Origin of the sequence: Nannocystis sp. RBIL2, assembly GCF_026626745.1 — a bacterium.
In the GTDB taxonomy this organism is placed as follows: Bacteria; Myxococcota_A; Polyangia; order Nannocystales; family Nannocystaceae; genus Nannocystis.
Window position 1 is genome coordinate 2,500,754 of the sequence record NZ_JAPNJW010000001.1, and the last position, 17,615, is coordinate 2,518,368.

The 17,615-nt window shown below is 70.5% G+C and carries 21 protein-coding genes; 16 read left to right on the plus strand and 5 right to left on the minus strand.

What is annotated here, in order from left to right:
* Window positions 1-14 precede the first annotated feature (14 nt).
* Window positions 15-494: a GNAT family N-acetyltransferase gene (locus OV090_RS09665; protein WP_267703276.1), complete on the minus strand. Its 480-nt coding sequence runs from the start codon at window positions 492-494 to the stop codon at window positions 15-17.
* A gap of 121 nt (window positions 495-615) precedes the next feature.
* On the opposite strand from OV090_RS09665, the gene OV090_RS50590 reads away from it, so the two are divergent.
* The 4 genes from OV090_RS50590 to OV090_RS09685 all read left to right on the plus strand — a co-directional run bounded on the left by OV090_RS50590 (window position 616) and on the right by OV090_RS09685 (window position 3,700).
* Entirely contained in the window at window positions 616-1,518 is a 903-nt protein-coding gene (locus tag OV090_RS50590; RefSeq protein WP_267703277.1) for an AraC family transcriptional regulator, read from the plus strand.
* 87 nt (window positions 1,519-1,605) lie between these two features.
* Complete coding sequence (locus tag OV090_RS09675) at window positions 1,606-2,820, plus strand: FAD-dependent monooxygenase (protein ID WP_267703278.1); 1,215 nt, start codon at window positions 1,606-1,608, stop codon at window positions 2,818-2,820.
* A gap of 47 nt (window positions 2,821-2,867) precedes the next feature.
* Window positions 2,868-3,206, plus strand: a complete 339-nt coding sequence (locus OV090_RS09680; protein WP_267703279.1) for a hypothetical protein — start codon at window positions 2,868-2,870, stop codon at window positions 3,204-3,206.
* 128 nt (window positions 3,207-3,334) lie between these two features.
* Window positions 3,335-3,700, plus strand: coding sequence for a hypothetical protein (locus tag OV090_RS09685; protein ID WP_267703280.1), 366 nt, complete (start codon window positions 3,335-3,337; stop codon window positions 3,698-3,700).
* Between the two features lie 10 nt (window positions 3,701-3,710).
* Here the strand turns inward: OV090_RS09685 and OV090_RS09690 are convergent, their stop codons facing one another.
* Complete coding sequence (locus tag OV090_RS09690) at window positions 3,711-4,097, minus strand: GIY-YIG nuclease family protein (protein WP_267703283.1); 387 nt, start codon at window positions 4,095-4,097, stop codon at window positions 3,711-3,713.
* Window positions 4,094-4,639, minus strand: a complete 546-nt coding sequence (locus tag OV090_RS09695; protein WP_267703284.1) for a DUF2239 family protein — start codon at window positions 4,637-4,639, stop codon at window positions 4,094-4,096. The genes OV090_RS09690 and OV090_RS09695 overlap by 4 nt, the downstream gene beginning before the upstream one ends.
* A 289-nt stretch (window positions 4,640-4,928) precedes the next feature.
* Between OV090_RS09695 and OV090_RS09700 the strand changes: the two genes are divergently transcribed.
* The 9 genes from OV090_RS09700 to OV090_RS09740 all read left to right on the plus strand — a co-directional run bounded on the left by OV090_RS09700 (window position 4,929) and on the right by OV090_RS09740 (window position 11,003).
* Window positions 4,929-5,762, plus strand: a complete 834-nt coding sequence (locus OV090_RS09700) for an SDR family NAD(P)-dependent oxidoreductase (protein WP_267703286.1) — start codon at window positions 4,929-4,931, stop codon at window positions 5,760-5,762.
* Window positions 5,763-5,852: 90 nt separating this feature from the next.
* Window positions 5,853-6,167: a hypothetical protein gene (locus tag OV090_RS09705; protein WP_267703288.1), complete on the plus strand. Its 315-nt coding sequence runs from the start codon at window positions 5,853-5,855 to the stop codon at window positions 6,165-6,167.
* Window positions 6,164-6,505 (plus strand): IS66 family insertion sequence element accessory protein TnpB, encoded by a 342-nt coding sequence (tnpB, locus tag OV090_RS09710; protein ID WP_267703289.1) that lies wholly within the window; start codon window positions 6,164-6,166, stop codon window positions 6,503-6,505. The genes OV090_RS09705 and tnpB overlap by 4 nt, the downstream gene beginning before the upstream one ends.
* Window positions 6,506-6,535: 30 nt before the next feature.
* On the plus strand, window positions 6,536-7,015 hold the full coding sequence (locus tag OV090_RS09715; protein WP_267703290.1) for a hypothetical protein: 480 nt from the start codon (window positions 6,536-6,538) through the stop codon (window positions 7,013-7,015).
* Window positions 7,012-8,298 (plus strand): IS66 family transposase, encoded by a 1,287-nt coding sequence (locus tag OV090_RS50595; RefSeq protein WP_267703291.1) that lies wholly within the window; start codon window positions 7,012-7,014, stop codon window positions 8,296-8,298. Before OV090_RS09715 ends, OV090_RS50595 begins: the two co-directional genes overlap by 4 nt.
* A complete protein-coding gene (locus OV090_RS09725) occupies window positions 8,295-8,831 on the plus strand; it encodes a hypothetical protein (RefSeq protein ID WP_267703292.1) in 537 nt (178 codons plus the stop codon). Before OV090_RS50595 ends, OV090_RS09725 begins: the two co-directional genes overlap by 4 nt.
* Window positions 8,832-9,238: 407 nt before the next feature.
* Window positions 9,239-9,463, plus strand: a complete 225-nt coding sequence (locus OV090_RS09730; RefSeq protein ID WP_267703294.1) for a hypothetical protein — start codon at window positions 9,239-9,241, stop codon at window positions 9,461-9,463.
* A 70-nt stretch (window positions 9,464-9,533) separates the two neighbouring features.
* Window positions 9,534-9,911, plus strand: a complete 378-nt coding sequence (locus tag OV090_RS09735) for a VOC family protein (protein WP_267703295.1) — start codon at window positions 9,534-9,536, stop codon at window positions 9,909-9,911.
* Between the two features lie 357 nt (window positions 9,912-10,268).
* Window positions 10,269-11,003, plus strand: coding sequence for a hypothetical protein (locus OV090_RS09740; RefSeq protein WP_267703296.1), 735 nt, complete (start codon window positions 10,269-10,271; stop codon window positions 11,001-11,003).
* 151 nt (window positions 11,004-11,154) lie between these two features.
* Here OV090_RS09740 and OV090_RS09745 read toward each other — a convergent pair whose 3' ends face one another.
* The gene (locus OV090_RS09745; RefSeq protein ID WP_267703297.1) at window positions 11,155-11,859 is read right to left on the minus strand and encodes a response regulator transcription factor; all 705 of its coding nucleotides are present in this window, start codon (window positions 11,857-11,859) and stop codon (window positions 11,155-11,157) included.
* A gap of 15 nt (window positions 11,860-11,874) precedes the next feature.
* Window positions 11,875-13,584, minus strand: a complete 1,710-nt coding sequence (locus tag OV090_RS09750; RefSeq protein ID WP_267703298.1) for an ATP-binding protein — start codon at window positions 13,582-13,584, stop codon at window positions 11,875-11,877.
* Between the two features lie 453 nt (window positions 13,585-14,037).
* Here OV090_RS09750 and OV090_RS09755 point away from each other — a divergent pair, with 453 nt between their 5' ends.
* From OV090_RS09755 to glsA, 3 genes are read left to right on the plus strand one after another with little or no spacing between them, the layout of a single operon-like run.
* Window positions 14,038-15,213 carry an ammonium transporter gene (locus OV090_RS09755; RefSeq protein WP_346660387.1) on the plus strand — a complete coding sequence of 392 codons (1,176 nt, stop codon included), beginning with the start codon at window positions 14,038-14,040 and terminating at the stop codon, window positions 15,211-15,213.
* 18 nt (window positions 15,214-15,231) lie between these two features.
* Window positions 15,232-15,564 carry a P-II family nitrogen regulator gene (locus OV090_RS09760; RefSeq protein ID WP_267703300.1) on the plus strand — a complete coding sequence of 111 codons (333 nt, stop codon included), beginning with the start codon at window positions 15,232-15,234 and terminating at the stop codon, window positions 15,562-15,564.
* A gap of 23 nt (window positions 15,565-15,587) precedes the next feature.
* Complete coding sequence (glsA, locus tag OV090_RS09765; RefSeq protein ID WP_267703301.1) at window positions 15,588-17,591, plus strand: glutaminase A; 2,004 nt, start codon at window positions 15,588-15,590, stop codon at window positions 17,589-17,591.
* Window positions 17,592-17,615 lie beyond the last annotated feature (24 nt).

Consider the following 17,615-nt stretch of genomic DNA (forward strand, 5'->3'; position numbering starts at 1 on the left):
TCCACCGCTCCGGTTCAAATTGGACGGGCGCGCTGGTGCTCGCGAACGTGCGTACGCGGCGGGGGCAGCGACCCGGTGACGCCGGTCGGCACGAACCCGTTGCGGGCGTAGAGGGCGATCGCCGCGGCGTTGGCGTCACCGACGTCGAGCACGAGCCGGCGCAGTCCCTCCGCGCGGGCCCAGGCGACGACTGCATCGACCAGCGCATCGCCCACGCCGCGCCCGCGGGCAGCCGGCGCGACCCACATCGACAGGAGCTCGCCGGTGTCGGGCTCGACCTCGTGGCGCGCCGCGCGGACCATGCCGGCGTCGCCTCCCTCGACGACCGCGACGAAGGTCGCCAACTCGACGAGCTGCCGCCGCCAGTCGTCTGCGGGACGGACGGCCGCCTCGGCCAGGGTGCCGCCGAAAGCGTCGGGCGCGTCGCCCAGCGCCGCCAGGCGCACCGCTCGCAGCCGCTCCCCCTCGTGCGCCCCGAGCCGAACGATCTTCATCTCGCTCACGGTATCAGCGCGGCCGGGACGGCGCCAACCCGGCGCGCGCCGCACGAGTCCGCGCCCGCTCGTCTCCCGCCATTTCCGTCGCGGCGCGACATCGGGTAACACTCGTCGCTCCGTGCCTCGCCCTCCCCCGCGGCGGCCTCCGCAGGTCATCACCCTCGACGGGATGGGCGCGGGCGACATGCGCCTCCACGTCACCCGCGTCCCGAGCGGACCGCCGCCGCCGACCGGTCCGCTCGTCTCGACCTTCTTCACGATCTTCGTGTTCACGGCGGGCAGCGGCCGAGGGCGACACCTCGAGACGGTCGATCTGCGCGCCGGCGACGTCCACCTCGTCCCGGAAGGCGTGGAGCACCAGCCGCTCGAGATCGGCGATCTCGCGGGCTGGATCGTCAGCGTCGATCCGCTGCTGCTCCGCGCCCTCGGGCCGCCGCTGGGGCCGGGACAGCCGCGCATCCGCGGCGAGGCCGGGCCCGTTCCGGCGCGCAGCCTGCTGATCCGCGGATTGCTGCGCCTGCGCCCCGATCCGGCCCGATTGCGGCGAATCGAGCATTTGGTGAGCGAGATGGACGCGGAGCTGCGCGAGCGCAAGTGGGCCGCGGAGCACGCCGCGCACGCGTGGCTCGTCCTGCTGCTCGCGGAGCTCGTGCGTGAGCTGCAGGAGCACGCGCCCACTGCCTCGCCGCTGGTCGGTGGGATCGTGCGCGACGCCCTCGCCTTCATCGAGGCGCACTGCCTGGAGCCCCTCTCGCTGAAGGACGTGGCCTCGGCGGTGGGCCGCACGCCGTCGCACCTGGCCAACGCGATCCGCCAGGAGACGGGGCTGACGGTCAGCGACTGGCTGCGAGAGCACCGCATGTCGGAGGCGCGCCGGCGCCTGCGCGACACCGACGAGAGCGTCGAGGCTATCGCCAATGCGGTGGGCTACGCCGATGTCACCCACTTCATTCGCGTGTTTCGTCGCGCCCACGACATGACGCCGCGCGGCTGGCGAGAGCGACGCCGCGCCGCGCAGTGACAGGCCCCGCCGGCGACCCCAATCCGCGCCGATTTCTCCGCCAAGCCGCGCTCTACCGGGGCCGCGGTCGGTCGCTACCCTCGGGCCATGACGAACAGCGCAACGACACGCCGCCCGCGCGTCCTGGTGGTCGGGCTCGGGATCAGCGGCATCGCCACGGCCCTGCGGCTGCACCGGCTCGGCTGGCAACCTGTGATCATCGAGCGCGCCCCGGGACGGCGCCGCGGCGGCTACGCGGTGGCCCTGTTCGGCACGGGCGTGGCGTCCGCGAGCCGGCTCGGCGTGCTCGAGGCAGTGGGCAATCGTCTGGGCCCGCCGGTCCAGACGTTCGAGATCGATCGCAGCGGTCGCAAACGCAAGGGCATGGGCCTGCCCGACCTGCCCGGCGGGCCGCGGCTGGTGCTGCGCGGCGACGTGGAGAACGCGCTCTACTCGGCGCTGCCGGCGGACGTCGAGGTCCGCTTCGCCACCAGCCCCGTGGCGATCGCCCAGGACGAGCGCGGCGTCGACGTGACGATGCTCGACGCCGCGACCGGCGCGACCGCGACCGAGCGCTTCGACCTCGTGGTCGGCGCGGACGGCATGCGCTCGACCGTCCGCCGGCTGGTCTTCGGCCCGCACGAACAATTCCTCCGGCCGATGAATTACATGATCGGCGCCTGCGTGCTCCAAAGGCCCATCGAGGGCCACAGGACCAGCGACGGCCTCGTCCTCGCCGAGGCCGGGCGCTCGGCGTGGGTGTTCCCGTTCGTGAATCACAACCCCACCGTGCTGTTCTCGTACCGCGTGGACGACGTCGCCGGGCAGTTCCGCCGCCCGGCGATCGATTCGGTGCGCGCGGCGTTCGCCCCGGAGCCCACCGGACCGGTGCTGCGCCAGCTGTTCGACGATTACGCCGCGGCGGACGAGCGCCTGTTCGATTCGGTCAACCAAGTCTGCATGGATCGCTGGCACGAGGGCCGCGTCGTGCTGCTCGGCGACGCTGCGTGGTGCCTGACCCTGTACTCGGGGATGGGCGCTTCCACCGGGATGGCGGGCGCCGAGCTGCTCGGCAACCTGCTCGCGCAGCACCCCCACGACCTGCCCCGCGCGCTGAGCGAGTGGGAGGCGAAGCTGCGCCCGTTCACCGCCAGCCTGCAGCAGACCGCGGCGACGATGCGGCAGCTGTTCACGCCGGCCGGCGAGCTGCAGCGGATCATCCGCGCCACGATCATTCGCCTGAGCAACAGCCCGGTCGCGCCGGTCCTGCGACGGCTGCTCCGCCCCGGCGCCCTGACGGAGCTCGACATCGTCGCGGCGTGACGCGCGAGGATTGACGGCCCCCCGCGGGGCCGATACGCTCTCATGCCATGAATGACTCGAGTCGATCGGCGTTCGAGGCGGAGCTGCGGCGGCTCGGATACGGCCAGCTCGATTCGTTCGACTCGGATCCCTGCGTCCACCAGGACGCGGACGAGTGCGCGGTCTTCGTGATGCCGACCCGCGAATGCAAGGATGCCGCGACCTATGGACAGCTCGGCTGGCTCGTATACGAGGGTTGCCGGGACTGCTGCGAAGCTTGCACCCGGACCTTGAACTGCGGGGGAATGTTCACGCACCTGCGCGTATTCGCCGGCGGGGTGCTGACCGAGCGCTTCGACGACGACGAGATCCGGCCTGCAGCAGCGCCGGTCGACGACGACGAATGACGCCGGTGCCGGCCCCTCCGAGCGACGGCCTCTGGACGGAGCTCGACATCGTCTCGGCGTGACCGAGCCGCCCGTCGCGCCTTCACGCGCGTTGACGGCGCCCCGCGGCGCCGATACGCTCTCGCGCCATGAATGACTCGAGTCGTTCGGCGTTCGAGGCGGAGCTGCGGGGGCTCGGATACGACGAGCTCGATTCGTACGACTGGGACCCATGCCCCCACGCGGCCACGGACGGGGGCGCAGTCTTCGTGATGCCGACCCGCGATTACCGGGACGCCGAGACCTACGGACAGCTCGGCTGGCTCGTGTACGACGGTTGCAAAGAATGCAGCCTGTCGTGCACCCACGTGCTGCTGTGCGGCGGCCTGTTCACGCACCTGCGCGTGTTCGTCGGCGGGGTGCTGACCGAGAGCTTCGGCGCCGCCGAGATCCGGCCCGCAGCAGCGCCGATCGAGAGCGACGACGACCCGCCGGAGGACGAGGACGACGAGTGACCTCGCCCGCTCAGGCGTCGCGGATCCGGGTGTGGACATTGTAGCCGGCCTCACCGAACGGCGAGGTCCGCTCGATCCACACCTGCTCCAGCAGCCACAGCTCGTCCTCGTGCGGACCCGCCTCCTCGTCCTGCGGCGTCACCACCTCGGCGATCGTGAATTCGAACGCCTCGGGCCCGAGGCGCCGCCAGTCCTCCTGCAGCGCGCGAATCGGATGGGCTCCGATCGCCAGCGCGAAGCGGTGGCGATTCAGCGGACCGTGCAGGTTCATGCTGCTGCCGAGCAGCAGCTTGCCGCTGACGGTGTTGCGAATGACATAGATGCCGGCGCGCCGCGGCTGCTCGCGGTACTCTCGCTTCTGCTCGGCGCGGGTCCGGGTCGGCGTGGAAGAGCTCATGGTTCGTCTCCTTTGGGGAACGCGCCCTCGACCATGCGCGCCAGGTGCTCGCGGATGTCCGCGGGCCAGCGGCGGATCTGCTGCGCGAAGCGCTTCGAGTCGCGCGCGAACAGGGCGCGCGCGGCCTCCTCGTAATGGGGAAGATCGCCGGCGAGCGCGGTCATCACCCGGTGCGCGGCTTCTCGCGCCAGCCGGGTCCGCTCCTCGTCCGGGTCGCGCCGGATCGCCTCCTCGACGAGGCGGCGCAGCGCCGCCGAGATCCCGCTCGGCTGCCGCTCGAGCCATTCCCAGTGCCGCGGCAGCAGCGAGACCTCGCGCGAGACGACGCCGAGCTTCGGGCGACCCGGACCGGCGCGCACCGGCGGCTCCTCGGCGGCCAGCCTGGCGTCGAGCTCGACCTGGTGCCCGCTGGCGTCGTCGAACACGAGGACGGGCCCGTCGCACGGGCCGACCTCGCCGAGGCGCCGCAGCACCTCCCGGGCGCTGCCGGAGGCGAGCCGGCGAACGCCGGTAAAGGCGGTGTAGGTGCGCTCCGAGGTCACGCGGGGATAATACCCGGGAAATATTCTCGGTCAATATTCCCCGGGTGAAATTTGCCGCGCGAGTAGCGCCATCGCGTCGACGGCGGGGCGAGCGCCCAGCCGTGACCCCGAACAGTGCTCGCAGAGGACGACGCTCCGGGGACATCACGACATGTCCGAGAGGACATGTCCCGAGTCACTCGCAGCCTGCCCATCGCTCGCTCTCGAAAGCTCACTTCGCCGCACGCGACCCCGAGCCTCGCGTACGGCGGCCTCGCGCTAACTTCCGCCAGGCTTCAGGAGGCCGCATATGCGCGAGGGAACAGTCGTCCTCATCACCGGCGCGTCGTCCGGGTTCGGCGAGGCCGCCGCGCGGCTCTTGGCCGCGCGCGGGCCCTATCGCGTGTTCGGCACCAGTCGGCGCGCCGCCGGCGACGACACGCTGGGCGGCGCGGAAATGCTGCCGCTCGACGTGCGCAGCGACGCCTCGGTAGCAGCCTGCGTCGACGCGGTGATGCAGCGCGCCGGGCGGATCGACGTCCTCGTCAACAACGCCGGCTACACCCTCGCGGGCGCCGTCGAGGAGACCGCGATCGACGAGGCGAAGGCCCAGTTCGACACCAACTTCTTCGGCATGGCGCGGATGGTGCGGGCAGTCCTGCCGGTGATGCGCGCCCAGGGCGGCGGCCGGATCGTCAACGTCTCCTCGCTCGCCGGGCTCGTCGGCGTGCCGTTCCACGCCCACGACTCGGCCAGCAAGTTCGCCATCGAGGGCCTCAGCGAGGGCCTGCGCCAGGAGGTGCGCCGGTTCGGCATCCACGTGTCGCTGATCGAGCCGGGCGACTTCAAGACGGCCGGCACTGCCGCGCGCGAGCGGGCGACCGGCGGCCTGCCCGCGTACGCCGCCGCCCGCGACCGCGCGATCGACATCATGGCCCGCGCCGAGCAATCCGGCCCCGACCCGCGTAAGCGTCCAGTCTACCGCGTCGTGACGCCTCCAGGCTCGGGGCGCTACCAAGCGCTTCGGAGGCTCGAGGATGAACGACGAGGAGAACGCGAACGAGCGGGGGGCCCTGGTCTTGAGGCCGGAAGCGCCGAGGCGAGGCAGGTTCAGCCTGGTAATTTCAGATTCCTTCTGCTTTGAGGTCACCGAGTCCGGGGACACGGTGCGGCTGGACTTCAGGCCGCGGACCATCCGGGAACGGGTGGAGCTGTGGCGCAGGAAATGGGGCCTATGACGACGCAGGAGCGATGGCAGGCCCACGTGACGGCGTGGGCTTCGAGCGGGCTGTCGTGCAAGGACTATGCGGCCAGGGCCGGCGTCAACCCGCGGACGTTGACTTGGTGGAAGTCGAAGCTGGCGAGCGTCGGCGCGGCCGGGCCAGCGCCGGTGAGCTTCGTCGAGGTGACGGAGCAGCTAACCGCGCCGGCGAGCTCAGAGGTCGCGGTGATCGAGCTCGACGTCGGCAGGATTCGGATCCGGGTCCGGGGGCGCGTCGAGTCCGAGGCGCTCGCGCGCGTGCTCGATGCGCTGGAGGGGCGCCGATGATCCCGTCGTCGGTGCGGATCTTCGTATGCACGCAGCCGCAGGACATGCGGCGCAGCTTCGACATGCTCGCCCTCGAGGCGCAGCAGATCCTCGGCGAGGATCCGCAAAGCGGAGCGATGTTCGTCTTCACGAACCGACGGTCGAACCAGCTCAAGGTGCTGTGGTGGGACCGGAATGGGTACTGCCTGCTGTACAAGCGCCTGCACCGGGCGCTGTTTCGGCTCCCGAAATCGGATGCCCCCGAGGACAGATCGGTGCGGATCGATCGCGCCGCCCTGGGCGAGCTGCTGTACGGCGTCGCTACGCCCCGATGTCGCGGCGAGCGAAATCGCTCTTGACGTGGAGGCTCGGATCGCTAAGAAGCGGGTGTGCTCGGCGCCACGCACGGACCCGGCGACTGCGAGACGAAGACGCTGGTCGAACAACTGAGCGCCGAGCGCGACCACTATCGCAAGCTCTACCTCGAGACGCTCGAGAAATGCGCGATGCTCGAGCGCGGGATCCTCGTCGGCAAGAAGGCCGAGCGCTTCGAGGACGAGACGCCGCAGCTCGCGCTCGACGTGCTCGACATGCTCCTGGGCCAGGGCGAGACGGATCAGGCCGATGCGCCGGCGCCGGACATGACCGAAGAGGCAGATCCAGTCCAGGGGCGTCCCGAGCGGCGGCGGCGGCCCGCGGGCCGTAGACCGCTCCCGGAGCACCTGCCGCGGGTCGAGATCGAGGTGCTGCCGCCCGAGGTGCTGCGCGAGGGTCTCGACGCCTACGAGCGGATCGGCCAGGAGGTCAGCGAGGTCCTCGAGCGCCGTCCCGCGTCGCTGGCGGGGACATCATCGACGAATCGCCGGTGAAGATCGCCGAGCCGCCGGAGCGGCCGATCGAGCGCGGCCTCGCCGGGCCGGGGATGCTCGCCATCACGATCGTCCATCGCTGGCAAGACCATCTCCCCGTGCATCGTCTCGAGAGCATCTACGCGCGCGACGGCCTCGACATCTCGCGCTCGACGATCTGTGGCTGGCACGAGCAGCTCGCGGACCTCGCCGAGCCGCTGGTCGAGGCGATGCTCCGGGACGCCTTCGTCCAGCCGTACCTCTGCACCGACGCCACCGGCGTCCTCGTGCAGGCCGCGGAGCAGTGCCAGCGCGCGCACTTCTGGGTGCTCGTCGCGCCCGAGCGCCACGTCCTCTACCGCTACTCCCACAAACACGACAGCGAGGCCGTCGACCGCCTGCTGGCCGGGTACAAGGGCTACCTCGTCGCGGACGCCGCCTCCGTCTTCGATCACCTGTACGCGCCTGGTGACATCGTCGAGGTCGGCTGCTGGTGTCACCTGCGCCGGTACTTCTGCAAGGCGCTCAGCTCCGATCCCGAACGGGCCCAACACGCCCTGTCGCTGATACGGGCGATGTACAAGGTCGAACGAACGATCAAGGACGCGCCCCGCAAGAAGCGAGAACAGGTCCGCAGCCAGAAATCGAGGCCGCTCGTCGACGCCTTCTTCGCGTGGTGCGTCGAGCAGAGCGCCCGCGTCCTCGGCGGCACGCCGATCGCTAGAGCGCTCGGGTACGCATCCAACCAGGAACATGCGCTCCGGCGTTTCCTCGAAGACGGCCGCCTGCCACTCGACAATAACATCTCCGAGCGCCACCTTCGGCGCGAGGTCGTCGGCCGGAAAAACTGGCTCTTCCTCGGCAGTGACGAGGGCGCGCGCGTCAACACCGTCTTCGTCTCGCTCCTGGCCAGTTGCCAGCTCCACGGCATCGAGCCCTGGGCCTACCTGCGTGACCTCCTCTGCCTGCTCCCCTCCTGGCCCATGAACCGCATCCTCGAGCTCGCCCCGGCCTTCTGGCAGCAGACCTTCCAGCAAGAGGACACTCAGCAGCGTCTCGTCGCCAACGTCCTCCGCTCGATAACGCTCGCCGAGCCTGCACCTGTTCTGTCGTCCGTCTGCGCGACTCGGTGGTGCGGGACAGGGGCTGACGGCGCACCCGCGACTTCCCGGCCACGTCGACATGATGACCGCGTGATCCCGCGGCGCGGCGCGGTCGGGTGCGTACGGCGGTGCGAGGCGCGACGTCGACCACCGCGCCTGCGGGGACCGCGACGCAGATCGTGTGCTACTCGAGGACGGTGACCACGACGCACACAGGGTTCGCAATCGCCACGGAGACGATCCTGGAGACCGACTGGAGGCGCGTCGGGATGGTCGTAGCGATCGGGACAGTGGTCCCCGCGACCGTCGGCGCGCCGTTCTGGCAGGCGTTCATGGCTGATACGGGCGGCCTCCTGAACGCGTTCCAAGCGCTCGCGCGGACGCTCTTCTTTGTCATGGGGGGGCTGATCGTCGTCTGGCTCATGGTGCCCGGGGCGACCTACATCCGGCGGACCGCGATCCGCATCGATCTGTTCGAGCACGGCGTCGAGCTGCGCGACGCCGCGGGCGCGGTGCTCGGCCAGACCGCCGACGGCAGCCTGCGGGTGACGCACGCCAACCTGCGGTCGACCAAGAGCATGCTGGGCGGTCTACGCCTCGACCATCGCGGCGGCGCGCTGCTGGTCTCGCCGAACCCGACGCTCGCGCCGTGGCCAGGTCAAGCAGCGCAGGATGGCATGTGGCACTTCGTGTCCGGCCCGATGTACGAGGGGCTGCGGCGCCTCGCCGCGTGAGCATCAGGGCGCGTGCGTCAGCTCGAGGGTCTGCCACTCGAGGTCGAGTGCCAGCCCGGAGCTCCGCAGCGAGCCGGTGGCGTGCCCGGACGCTGCGCCCCGCCGCGGGCGAGTCCGCCGCTCCACAACCGCGTGACTGTGGGCGCGACGGTCAGCACGAGCGGGTGGGAAGGAGTGACTTCGTTGTCGCGGAAAGCTCCGACGACGAGGACGTGGTGGACTTCCGCGTGAGTCACCAGATCCGCGAGCAGCCCGAGGCTCGCGTGATCGGGCGGCAACCGCCGGCCCCCGAGTTGCCGCCGGCCGAGGCACAGCACCTCGAACCTCCGAGATGCCTGGTAGCGCCTCGAGGCCGAGCTCGTCACGACGTCCAAGTTCTCGTTGTCGTCCATCCTCGAACCTCCGAGATGCCTGGTAGCGCCTCGAGGCCGAGCTCGTCACGACGCGGTTCGCCGCACGGTTACGACCCGCTCCGCTTCGCCGAGCTGCTGCTGCAGATCCTCGGCGCTCGCCGGCCGCGGCTGCGCTACCGCCTCGGCACCGACGCAGTGTGGGTCCCGCGGGCCCGCCGGCTCATCCCCGAGTCGCTGTTCGAATGGCTCATGCGCGCAAATTACCAGATGAACGAATGACCACGGACCGCCACCGGCCTCGACCGTGAGCGCCTGACACCTCGGGCCTCGCGCGCTACGCTGAGCGACGATGGCGATCACCCTCAATCACACGATCGTGCCGGCCCACGACAAGGTCGCGTCCGCCAAGTTCTTCGCCGAGCTCTTCGGCGTGCCCTACGACGGCGAGGTCGGCCCGTTCGCCGCGGTGCGCGTCAATGATTCGCTGACGCTCGACTTCGGCGACGACGAGGGCGGCTTCGAGTCCCACCACTACGCGTTCCTCGTCGACGACGCCGAGTTCGACGCGATCTTCGCCCGCGTCCGCGCGGCCGGCCTGCCGTTCGCCTCGAGCCCGCACGGCGGCTTCGACAATCAGATCAGCCACTACGACCGCGACGGCCGCCGCGTGTACTTCGCCGACCCGAACGGCCACTTCCTCGAGCTGATGACGCGCGTCGACGCCTGAGCCGCGGCCCGCCGCGCAGGCCACAGCGTCGACGTCGCCGACCCGAACGGCCACTTCCTCGAGCTGATGACGCGCGTCGACGCCTGAGCCGCGGCCCGCCGCGAGCGCACCCGACGCGCCCGGCGCCGGCCGCGCGCGCCGCTTTGCCCGTCTGCTCTCGCCGTCGTGTCGCACCGTCATCGCCTGCGGGCCGCGCCCGCGGGAGCGGCGCTGCCCGAGTGCGCGATCGCCTCGCCAGCGCGCCGCGACGACTTGCAGCGAGCCGGCAATTTTTCTCCCGACAGCGGCGACTCCACGGCCGGAGCGGCGCCGCGGTGGAACGGACCCCGACGGCTCGCCCCTCCCACGGATAACGTCATGCTGCGCTCTACTCTCTCTTTCCTTACCCTTACCTTCCTGTTCCTCACCGGCGCCTGTGACCCCAAGCCGGGCGACACCGACAGCGGCACCGCTTCGGCCTCGACCACCGACGCCTCCACCACCGACGCCGCCACCACCGACGCGTCGACCACCGACGAGTCGCCGACGTCGAGCGCCACCGAGGACGGCGCGACCACCGACAGCGACGAGCCGACGGTCGCCACCACCAGCGACGACACCGGCAGCGAAACCACCGGCCCCGTCGACCCCGAGCACCAGAGCGCCTGCGAGGCCGCCTGCCAGCTCATTTTCGAGTGCGAGGGCGGAGGCGACGTCCCCCTCGCCGAGTGCGCCCAGGACTGCGCCAGCGAGTTCCAGGGGCTCGAGCCCGAGTGCGTGCCGCTCAACCTCACCTTCGTCCAGTGCATCGCCCAGCTGACCTGCGCCGAGCTCGATGGCGAAGAGGAGCCGTGCGCGGCCGAGCTCGAGGCGGTGGAAGTCTGCGCAGGCGTCGGCGACCCATGCACCGTGGGCGTGAGCGACGAGGGCGACGAGGGCTGCGGCGTGAGCACGTTCTGCCCCGACATGCCGACGCAGGAGATCTTCTGCGACGCCGAGACCTGCGTCTGCAGCGTGGACGGCGTCGAGGTCGCCCAGTGCCCGGCCGACAACGTGTGCGCCGAGGGCGACGCGATCTTCGACAAGATGGCCACCTGCTGCAAGTTCGAGTGATCGCAAGCGTGCGCCGGTCCGACGAATCGTCGGACCGGCGCGCGACGTCAATCGTGCTTCGCCAGCCAATCACCGACGCGCGTCGCCGACGAAGGCGTCGGCGCGCAGTTCATCGCCACCCATTCCATCGTCGCGTCAGCACACCTGGCCCTCAGGGAAGCACTGCGTCGGTGGCGTGTGCGGGGTCGTGCTGAGGCCGCGGGGTGCTGCTCTCACTGAGCCAGATCGCCGCGATCCGCCGCAATTCGCTGCTATGCGCGACCCCCAGCTTCTGCTTGATGCCAGCCTGATGACGCTCGACTGTCTTCGTGCTGATGCAGAGGGCCTGGCTGATCGCGCCGGCCTTCATCCCGCGACCGATCAGCTCGAAGACCTCGAGCTCGCGGTCGCTGAGGTTGGCATAGCGCGACTGCCGGCGCTCGCCGCCGTACGCCGAGCGGAGCAGGGCGGTCGCGGTGCCCTCGCTGAAGGCCAACTCGCCGCGCAACGCCTTGCGGATCTCCGCAATCATCGCTTTCGGCTTGAGCGCCTTGGTGATGTAGCCGACCGCGCCGGCGCGGACAGCACGCTCGGCGTAAAGGTGCTCGTCGTGCATCGACACCACCAGGCAGCGGAGCGTCGGGTGGAGGACCCGCAGGCGTCGCACGAGGTCGATGCCGCCGCTGCCGGGCAGCGACACGTCGACGAGCGCGAGGTCGGGGAGGTCGTGGGCTCGCAGCGACTCGAGGGCGCCCGGTGCGTCCTCGGCTTCGCCGCAGACCGCGAGGCCGCTCTCGGCCTCGAGCAGCTGGCGGAGTCCGTGGCGGAACACCGGGTGATCGTCGATGAGGAAGATCCGCTGGGTGTGGGTCGTCATCGTGGCTGTCTCGTGTCAGACGGTGAGCGACAGCTCGCAGCAGACGGTGGTGCCGCCGGCCGTGTTGCCGTCGATCCGTAGTCGCGCCCCGAGCACGTTGGCGCGGTGCTCCATGATCCGCAGGCCCATCCCGCAGCCCTGGGCGCTCGCAGGTCTGCGGCCCATCCCGACTCCGTCGTCAGCGACCGTCAGGAGGAGCTGATCGTCGTCGCCGACGAGGCGGATCTGGATTCTCGTGGCGTCGCTGTGACGGGCGGCATTGCTCGCCGCCTCCTGAGCGATTCGGAACAGCTCGGTGGCGGTCGGTATCGAGGGTTGCGCGCCCCGGAGATCGACCTCTGCGCGGCAAGGGACGCGGTAGAGGGCCTCGATCGAGCGGGCGAGGTCGTCGAGAGCGCCCGCGATCCCGCCGACCTCGAGGGCGATCGGATGGAGGGCGCGGGCGACCTGCTTGCTCTCGCGGAGGGCGCGCTCGATCAGTTCGCCGACCTGATCGAGCGTCGCGGCGTCGATCGGAGCCGCGTCCTCCGAGCCGGTGCGGTGGGCCAGCGAGCCGACGAGGAGCGACAGCCCGGCGAGGTGCTGACAGAGGCCGTCGTGAAGGTCGCGCCCGAGCCGCCTGCGCTCGTCGCCGACAGCGGCGACGACCTCGCGCTCCAGCGCCCGCTGCTCGGTGACGTCGCGGATGAGGACGAGCACGTCGTCGAGACCCGCGAGGGCGACCCGGGCCTCGTGCCGCCGCTCGCCGTGGCGACCCGGGAGCGTGAGCTCGAAGCGCTGGGTGGGCTCTCGGGCGCGAGTGCGGGTGATCGCGGCCTCGATCTCGCGGGCTGCGGCTGGCGGGAAGAGGACATCCAGGGGGCGGTTCTCGGCCGGTCCGGCGAGCGCTGGCAGGTCGCTGCAGGCGGGCACGTGGACGAGTCGACAGACCCGCCGCCGATCGAGCTGAAGGACGACGTCGGGGACCGCCTCGAGCAGCGCGGACTTCGAGCGTTCGCTGGTGGCGAGGGCGACGAGGGCCGTGCGGAGGCGGCGTTGGGTCTGAGACAGCAGGCGGAGCGCCGGCCGGAAGATCAGCAGGGCCTCGAGGATGAGGGTGACGAGGCAGGTGGCGACGAGGGCGGTCTCGATGTCGCGGATCGACTCGACGCCGGCGAGCGACTCGCGCTCGTGCGCCTCGACGATCGCCTCCATCGCCGGGAGGAAATCGCGCTCGTGCGCGAGGATCGTCGCTACCGCGCCGGCGTCGGTGGGTGAAGGGACCGCTCCGGCCGCGGCGCGCTCGAGGCGTGCGCCGGCCTCGGTGATGGCGAGGAGGTGGACCTCGGCGGCCTCGACGAGGCGGGCCACGACGTCGCTGTTCGGGCCGGGGAAGCGCGCGTTCGGGCGGTCACGCAGGCTCTCGTGGGCGTCGCGCCACTCCGCGAGTGCGGTCGCCAGCTCGGCGCCGGCGGCCGCGGCCTCGCGCGGCGAGGCGGCCGCGCGGGCCCGATCGATCTCGAGCGCCAGCTTGCTGACCTTCTGGCTCAACATGCGCTGGCGACCGGCGACGTTGATGAGCGTCGCATCGGCGACGTGCCGCTGGACGACGCCGTGGATCAGCACGAGGCCGGCGAGGCAGAGCAGGGCGACGAGCGCCAGCGCCAGGACGTAGCCGTGTCCGAGCCGCCGGGTCAGCGACGCCTCGCGGACGAGCAGGGCCAGGACGGTGTCTCTTTCCGTCACGGCCCATCCACTCGAGGTCTGCGCGCCTCTGCGCGCTCCGGAGGCGGAAGTCGCCATACGCCCATCGAATTAGCAGCGGTTCGCTCCCCGCTGATTGAGGCTTTCCCCCAATCGCGGGGTGCGAAGGCTCGGTCAAGCTGTTCGTGGCGGACGAGGACCGCAGAACCGGCGAGTTTCGCCTCGTCGGGGCGCCTCGTGCGACGCGCCGCACATCCTCGCAAGTCCGCACGGACGACGGGTCGACGCGGGGGCGCCGCCGGCGTCGCAAGGCGGCCGCGCGGTCCGGCATTCATCGCGCGTGGGGGCTGCAGGAGACAGGAAATGATGACACGAGCGAAACAACGAGGTGCGTCACCCGGTGCGGCCGCGGTCGTCGCCGTCGCGCTGGCGCTCGCGCCCGGGCTCGCCCGCGCGGGCGAGGCGGTCGCGCTCGATACGGGGACGACCGCGTGGATGTTGACCTCGACGGCGCTCGTCCTGCTGATGGTGCCCGGCCTGGCGATGTTCTACGGCGGCCTCGTGCGGACCAAGAACGTGCTGGGGACGATGCTCCATTCGTTCATGGCGATGGCGATCATCGGTGTCCTGTGGACGATCTGCGGCTATTCGATGGCGTTCGGGGCGACCATCGGCGGGGTGGTCGGGTGGGATTGGGACAAGTTCATGCTGTCGGGCATCGACGCCGCGATCATGAGCGATTACGCGATCCCGGAGTACGTGTATGCGATGTTCCAGGGCAAGTTCGCGATCATCACGCCCGCGCTGATCGCCGGGGCCTTCGCCGAGCGGGTGTCGTTCCGCGGCTACTGCCTCTTCATCGCGCTGTGGAGCCTGCTGATCTACAACCCGCTCGCACACATCATCTGGGGCGGAGGATTCCTGTGCGGTGAGGCGATCGACTTCGCCGGCGGCACGGTGATCCACATCTCGGCCGGGGTCGCGGCGCTGGTGTGCGCATTTTACCTCGGGGCGCGCCGCGGCTACCCGCGGACCGCGATGCACCCGAACAACATGGTGCTCACGCTGGTCGGGGCGGGGCTGCTCTGGGTCGGTTGGTTCGGCTTCAACGCCGGCTCGTCGGTGTCGAGCGGCCTCAAGACGGCGCAGGCGTTGACGGTGACGCAGATCGCGGCGGCGAGCGGCGCGCTGGCGTGGATGTTGATCGAGATGGTGATCCACCGCAAGGCGACGAGCCTCGGCATGGTGTCGGGAATCCTGGCCGGGCTGGTGGCGATCACGCCGGCGGCCGGCGACGTGCTGCCGACCGGCGCGCTGCTGCTCGGCGCGTTCGCCTCGCTGGCTTGCTATCTGGCGATCCTGCTCAAGGCGCGGCTCGGCTATGACGACACCCTCGACGTGTTCGGGATCCACGGGATGGCGGGGATCATCGGGGCGCTCGGGCTCACCTTCTTCCTGCGCGAGGTCCCCGAGCACGGGGTGGCGATCCAGTTCTGGTACCAGCTCAAGGGCGTCCTGCTGAGCGTCGGCGTGTCGGCGGTGGGGACGCTGGCGCTGCTGGTCTTCGTCGATCGGACGGTCGGGATCCGCGCCAGCGCCGAGCAGGAGCGCGTCGGCATCGATCACAGCATGCACGGCGAGCACGGCTATGGGTTCCTCAATCCCAACTGACGATGAGGCGGGGCGAGCATGAAGATGGTGGTTGCGGTCATCTCCAACGAGCGGCTCGACGAGGTCCGCGAGGGGCTCCTCGGCGTCGAGGTCGCGCACATGACGGTCTCGCGGGTCACCGGACACGGTCGATTCCGCGACGCCGAGCTCTACCGCGGCGTCGAGTTCGTCCCCGACCTCACGCCGAAGATCCGCGTCGAGTTGGTGGTGCCGTCGAGCGAGGTCGAGCTGGTGATACGGACCATCATCGAGAACGTACGCGACGAGCAAGGCGACGGGAAGATCTTCGTCCTGCCGCTCGAGGAGGTCGTCCGGGTCCGCAACGGCGAGCGCGGCATCGACGCCCTGTAGGCATTTTTCCACGGAGTCACGGCATGAGCAGCACCACCACGAGCAACATGAACGGTAACAAGGGCCGGCAGGGCCGCGAGGACCGCCGCGAAGAGCGGGACGCCCGCGAGTACCGGCTCCTCACCTCGCTCGACAGCGAGAACAAGAGCTACATCTTTCGCAGCGACCTCGAGGAGGCGATCGCCCGCGAGGGCCTTTCGCTCGACGACTACCGCTTCAAGGAGACGCGCAAGCTCCTCGCCGAGATCGGACCCAACGACCGGCTCGATTATCGCGCCTTCTGCGAGATCATCCGCCCGAGCATTCTATTGGCCGAGCGCGCGCTCCAGGGAAACATGGTGATCCGCGACTTCGACGAGTTCTGCGGCGACATCGGCGACATCTACGAATCGACGCTGCCGAACACCGAGGGGAAGGTCGCCTCGTACATCCCCCAGCTCGCGCGGGTGAACCCCGATCAGTTCGCGGTGTCCCTTTGTACGGTCGACGGCCAGCGGCTGTCGCTCGGCGACGCGAAGACAGACTTCAGCGTGCAGTCGACCTGCAAGCCGATCAACTACTCCATCGCCTTGCAGCTCCACGGCGAGCAGGTCGTCCACCGCCACGTCGGGCGCGAGCCGAGCGGCCGCGGCTTCAACGAGCTGACGCTGAACCACGACGGCCGGCCGCACAACCCGATGATCAACGCCGGCGCGATCATGTGCTGCTCGCTGCTCAAGCGCGACGGCGAGGTCAACGTCGCCGACCGCTTCGACCTGGTGATGGACACCTGGCGGCGCCTCAGCGGCGGGGCCAAGGTCAAGTTCAACAATTCGGTGTACCTGTCCGAGCGGACGACCGCCGACCGCAACTTCGCTCTCGGCTACTTCATGCGCGAGAAGCAGGCGTTCCCGGTCAGCACCGACCTGCTCGAGACGCTTGAGTTCTACTTCCAGTGCTGCTCGATCGAGGTCAACGCGGAGCAGATGGCGGCCGTCGCGGCGACGCTGGCCAATGGCGGGATCTGCCCGATCAGCGGCGAGCGAGTGTTCGAGACCAAGACGGTGCAGCACTGCCTGTCGCTGATGTACTCGTGCGGGATGTACGACTATTCCGGCGAGTTCGCCTTCACGATCGGCCTGCCGGCCAAGAGCGGGGTCGCCGGGGCGCTGATGATCGTGGTCCCGAACGTGATGGGGATCTGCACCTGGTCGCCGCGGCTCGACAAGCTCGGTAACAGCGTGCGCGGCATCGAGTTCTGCCGCCGCCTGGTCGCGACCTTCAACTTCCACAATTACGACACCCTCACCGGCCACACCGAGAAGAAGGATCCGCGGATCAGCCGGGTCCAGGCCCGGGCCGAGAGCGTCAACGAGCTGATCTGGGCCGCGAGCAAGGGCGACCTGGGGGCGATCCAGCGGCTCGTGGTCCGCGGCACGGGGATCGACCGCGCTGACTACGACCGGCGGACGCCGCTGCACCTCGCGGCGGCCGAGGGCCAGGTGGCGATCGTCGAGTGGTTCGTCGGCCGCGGCACCGACGTGAACCCGCGCGACCGCTGGGGCACGACGCCGCTCGACGACGCCTACATGCAGGGCCACGCGGGCGTGGTCGCGGTGCTGGAGCGGCACGGGGGCGTGCGATCGGGGGTCGAGTTCAGCCCGCCTGGCGACCCCGCCGAGATGGCGGAGCACAACGAGTCGGGCCTGACCAATGAGCTCATCTGGGCGGCGGCGCTCGGCGAGGTCAAGGCTATCCAGCGGATGATCGCCCGTGGCGTCGACCTCGACGGCGCCGACTACGACCGGCGGACGCCGCTGCACCTCGCGGCCGCCGAGGGGCACGCGCACGTGGTCAAGCTGCTGCTCGACCAGGGCGTGCGCGTGAGCCCGAAGGACCGCTGGGGCGGCTCGCCGCTGGACGACGCCCGCCGCCACCGCCACAGCGAGGTGGTCGCGCTGCTCGAGCGCCCCGCCCTCGCCGCGCACGTCGAACCGGAGTTCGAGCCGGCCCCGGCGATCTACTGCAATCGGCTGTCGGACTCGTGACCGCGGCCGCCGGTTTGCGGCCAC

Coding starts and splice junctions, on each gene's coding strand:
- OV090_RS09665 (WP_267703276.1), bottom strand. CDS start 494: ATGAAGATCGTTCGGCTCGGGGCGCACGAGGGGGAGCGGCTGCGAGCG.
- OV090_RS09675 (WP_267703278.1), top strand. CDS start 1,606: ATGACGAACAGCGCAACGACACGCCGCCCGCGCGTCCTGGTGGTCGGG.
- OV090_RS09680 (WP_267703279.1), top strand. CDS start 2,868: ATGAATGACTCGAGTCGATCGGCGTTCGAGGCGGAGCTGCGGCGGCTC.
- OV090_RS09685 (WP_267703280.1), top strand. CDS start 3,335: ATGAATGACTCGAGTCGTTCGGCGTTCGAGGCGGAGCTGCGGGGGCTC.
- OV090_RS09690 (WP_267703283.1), bottom strand. CDS start 4,097: ATGAGCTCTTCCACGCCGACCCGGACCCGCGCCGAGCAGAAGCGAGAG.
- OV090_RS09700 (WP_267703286.1), top strand. CDS start 4,929: ATGCGCGAGGGAACAGTCGTCCTCATCACCGGCGCGTCGTCCGGGTTC.
- OV090_RS09705 (WP_267703288.1), top strand. CDS start 5,853: ATGACGACGCAGGAGCGATGGCAGGCCCACGTGACGGCGTGGGCTTCG.
- tnpB (WP_267703289.1), top strand. CDS start 6,164: ATGATCCCGTCGTCGGTGCGGATCTTCGTATGCACGCAGCCGCAGGAC.
- OV090_RS09730 (WP_267703294.1), top strand. CDS start 9,239: ATGCCTGGTAGCGCCTCGAGGCCGAGCTCGTCACGACGCGGTTCGCCG.
- OV090_RS09735 (WP_267703295.1), top strand. CDS start 9,534: ATGGCGATCACCCTCAATCACACGATCGTGCCGGCCCACGACAAGGTC.
- OV090_RS09740 (WP_267703296.1), top strand. CDS start 10,269: ATGCTGCGCTCTACTCTCTCTTTCCTTACCCTTACCTTCCTGTTCCTC.
- OV090_RS09745 (WP_267703297.1), bottom strand. CDS start 11,859: ATGACGACCCACACCCAGCGGATCTTCCTCATCGACGATCACCCGGTG.
- OV090_RS09755 (WP_346660387.1), top strand. CDS start 14,038: ATGTTGACCTCGACGGCGCTCGTCCTGCTGATGGTGCCCGGCCTGGCG.
- OV090_RS09760 (WP_267703300.1), top strand. CDS start 15,232: ATGAAGATGGTGGTTGCGGTCATCTCCAACGAGCGGCTCGACGAGGTC.
- glsA (WP_267703301.1), top strand. CDS start 15,588: ATGAGCAGCACCACCACGAGCAACATGAACGGTAACAAGGGCCGGCAG.